Below are 3167 nucleotides of genomic sequence, written 5' to 3'. Positions count from 1 at the left end.
CCGACGCGGGACGGCTCGTCGGCGAGGATCTGGCTCGTCCGGCTGACCGCGGCGACGAAGACCAGGTCGAAGAACAACTCCGTCCACGTCGCTCGTCGCTCGCCGTCGGTCTCCTTGGTGCGGAGGACCGGTGGCCGCACCACCGCGCCGCGGTCGGTGGTCGGCTGCGAGGTCAGTTCCCTGACGATCCGCCGAGCCTAACCGGGGCTATCGACGCGGGAAGTCTCGTCGGCTGGGCGTGGTTGGGCCCATTGCGATCGGACTGGCATCACCAGTGATGGCTTCTATGCGGCCAACCCAGGGACGTTGATGGCGATTGGCAGGGCGCTGTCTCGCCAAGCGGTCAGCTCGTCGCCAGAGCGTGGTGCGTACTTCTCGTACACGAGTGTGCGGGCTCGCTTCGCCTCGGCGTCCTCGACGATGACTCGGGCGTCTCCGCGGTGCGTCTTGTCTCCGATCTCGACGGTGACAGCGGGGTCGTTGAGGATGTTCTTCACCCAGTCGGATCGGCGGCCGCCGCCGGATAGCAGGTAGACGTGCTGTCCGTCGGCGGCGTACCAGATCTCGATGCGGTGGGGTTGGCCGGTCCGTCGGCCGGTGGTTGTTACGTAGCAGTAGTCGTCTGCGGCCATGGGCGGCGGGTCCTTTGGTGTCAGAGGGTGAGGAGGGTCTTGATGGCGCGTCGCTCGTCCATGGCTCGGTAGCCCTCGGCAACCTGGTCGAGTGGGAGGGTGAGGTCGAAGACGTGACTCGGGTCGATCTGGCCGTTGCAGATGAGGTCGATGAGCTGAGGGAGGAACCGTCGCACTGATGCGGGCCCGCCGACCAAGTGGACCTGGCTGAAGAAGAGCTCGTCACCGGGGAGCTGGGTGTCGTGGGTTACGCCCACGAACCCCATGTGCCCGCCGGGACGAGTTGATCGGATGGCCTGCATCATCGACTCCTGGGTGCCGACGGCCTCGATCACCGAGTGCGCTCCGAGGCCATTGGTGATCTCCTTGACGCGGGCGACGCCGTCGTCGCCGCGCTCCTCGACGATGTCGGTCGCGCCGTAGAACCGGGCGAGCGCCTGGCGTTCCGGGTGGCGGGACATCGCGATGATCCGCTCTGCACCGAGCTGCTTGGCGGCGAGCACGCCCATGAGGCCAACGGCGCCGTCGCCGACGACCGCGACGGTCTTGCCGGGTCCGACCTCGGCGGACACGGCTGCGAACCAGCCGGTACCGAGGACATCGGACGCGGCGAGGAGACCTGGGATCAGGTGATCGTCTGGCCGGCCGGGGGTGGCGACGAGGGTGCCGTCGGCCAGCGGGATGCGGGCGTACTCGGACTGGGTGCCGATGGTGCCGTGGACGAACGATCCGTGGGCGCAACGCCCGGTGTAGCCGGCCTGGCAGATCTCGCAGGTGTTGTCGGAGATGGCGAAGGATCCGACGACGAAGTCGCCGACGTCGAGCGTCCTGACGTCTGCGCCGACGGCTTCGACGATGCCGACGTACTCGTGGCCCATGAGGATCGGTTGCTCGAGGGGCTCGAGGCCGCGGTACGGCCAGAGGTCGGAGCCGCAGATGCAGGTGGCGGCGAGGCGGATGACGGCATCGGTCGGTTCGATGATCGTGGGGTCGTCACGCTGTTCGAGGCGGACGTCGCCGGGGGCGTGGAGGATGGCTCCTCGCATGGTGGGGTCCTTTCGTCTGCTGGGGGTTGGTGACCATGGAACCGGCTGCCGAGGACGTGCGGGAAGGTCTGTTGTGAGGGGTACTTGCAGGGCCTCGTCCCCCGCCCACCGGCCCTACGGTGGAAGCGTGATCCGAGGAACCGGCGTGCGCGAGTTCCTCGTCTCACGTCGAGCGGGGATCACCCCCGATCCGGCTGTTCCTGCCTACGGCGCCCGCACCGCTCGGCGACTACCGCAGGTCAGACGAGACGCGCAGCGGTGTATTCAGCCAGCTCCTCGAGGAGTTGATCCTGGAACCGCTCGTCTTGGACCAGCGGCGCCGGTTCGGAGCGGCGCTGGTGATGCCAATACCCGCCAGAGGTCCGCGCGTCAAGATCGTCGCTGGTGGCCAGCCACACTTGGGTGACGTGGCCGAGCCGCAGATCGTCGGGCGCGCCGGGTCCACCCATCCTCGTCGGCACCCAGCCAGGGTCCACCGCGTTGCTGAAGACCGGGGTCCAGACGCGGGCGACGGCAGCGGCGAGCGTGGTGACGTAGAGCTTGCTGTCTGAATAGGAGCGCGTCGTGTGGCGCCCGCTCCAGTCGATGTCGGTCAGGTTCGCTCGACCGCTGCGGTGCATGCTGCTGCTCAGGTAGACGAGGCGCTTGGGGCGGTCGATGAGCGCGGTGAGCAGGTAGGGAGCCACGACGTTGACAGGGAGGACCTGCGGGCCCTCGTAGACGCCGGCGTTGTGGATCACTGCGTCGATCAACCCGAGGCGGTTGACCTGGTCGGCGACGTCGCGGGTCTCGTCGAGGTCGGACAGGTCTCCGACGACGACGGCGGCTCCGCGGTCCAGCAGGTCGTCCATGGTCGCCAGCCGATCCAAATTGCGAGCGTGGATGACGACCTCGTGCCCCTCGTCGAGGAGCGCATGTGCGGCCGACCGCCCGAGGCCGTCTGCGGAGCCGGTCACGAACACGCGCGGCATGGGCCCTGGTGAGGGTCGCAGCGACGAACCGATAACCGACAGGTCGTGCTGGGCTTCCGGGGACTGGTTGTCCGGCGCCGTCGTGAAGTCCCTGCCGGAAGTGCCCTCAGGCTGCTCGATCTCTAGCTCGTCAGCCACGGGCGAAGCACCTTGGTAAGTGCGGGCATGACCACCGAACGCTCGGTCCGTTGACAAACCGTTGACAAACCAGACCCCTGGACCCCAGAGAGGCCCTCCTCCAATATCGGAAAAGGGCCTCTGACCTGGGATTTCGTTGGTGGCGGGGGCGGGATTTGAACCCGCGACCTTCGGGTTATGAGCCCGACGAGCTACCAGACTGCTCCACCCCGCGTCGCGAGATCCATGGTAGCAGCCGATGCGTTCCTGCGTCGCCGGGTCGGTTTCGATCAGGCGTTTCAGCCTGGTGAGCGAATCGACGTCGCGCTGGAGCGAATCGATGGCCTGCGTCAACGTCCGTTCACGGTCGCGCTGCCGGAACAGGTCATACGTCGAGTATT

Annotated in this window: 4 protein-coding genes and 1 tRNA gene; all 5 read right to left on the bottom strand. The window is 67.4% G+C overall.

The window, feature by feature from the left end; translation table 11 throughout:
* Positions 1 to 140 (bottom strand): low temperature requirement protein A (locus tag VJN29_RS20370; RefSeq protein WP_414654335.1); only part of this gene is annotated, 140 nt, incomplete at its 3' end.
* Between the two features lie 144 nt (positions 141 to 284).
* Positions 285 to 632, bottom strand: a complete 348-nt coding sequence (locus VJN29_RS08880) for a nitroreductase family deazaflavin-dependent oxidoreductase (RefSeq protein ID WP_324143264.1) — start codon at positions 630 to 632, stop codon at positions 285 to 287.
* 20 nt (positions 633 to 652) lie between these two features.
* Complete coding sequence (locus VJN29_RS08875; RefSeq protein ID WP_324143263.1) at positions 653 to 1678, bottom strand: zinc-dependent alcohol dehydrogenase family protein; 1026 nt, start codon at positions 1676 to 1678, stop codon at positions 653 to 655.
* 239 nt (positions 1679 to 1917) lie between these two features.
* Positions 1918 to 2649 carry an SDR family NAD(P)-dependent oxidoreductase gene (locus VJN29_RS20365; RefSeq protein ID WP_414654334.1) on the bottom strand — a complete coding sequence of 244 codons (732 nt, stop codon included), beginning with the start codon at positions 2647 to 2649 and terminating at the stop codon, positions 1918 to 1920.
* Between the two features lie 275 nt (positions 2650 to 2924).
* Positions 2925 to 3001, bottom strand: a tRNA-Met gene (locus tag VJN29_RS08870).
* Positions 3002 to 3167: the final 166 nt, after the last annotated feature.

The sequence above is a fragment of the Intrasporangium sp. genome (assembly GCF_035280925.1).
Classification (GTDB): domain Bacteria; phylum Actinomycetota; class Actinomycetes; order Actinomycetales; family Dermatophilaceae; genus Intrasporangium.
Note: the sequence above shows the minus strand (reverse complement) of the source record. Positions and strands in the feature narration are given on the sequence as shown.

Excerpts from the sequence above, each read along its gene's own strand:
- VJN29_RS08880 (WP_324143264.1), bottom strand. The coding sequence starts at position 632 with ATGGCCGCAGACGACTACTGCTACGTAACAACCACCGGCCGACGGACC.
- VJN29_RS08875 (WP_324143263.1), bottom strand. The coding sequence starts at position 1,678 with ATGCGAGGAGCCATCCTCCACGCCCCCGGCGACGTCCGCCTCGAACAG.
- VJN29_RS20365 (WP_414654334.1), bottom strand. The coding sequence starts at position 2,649 with ATGCCGCGCGTGTTCGTGACCGGCTCCGCAGACGGCCTCGGGCGGTCG.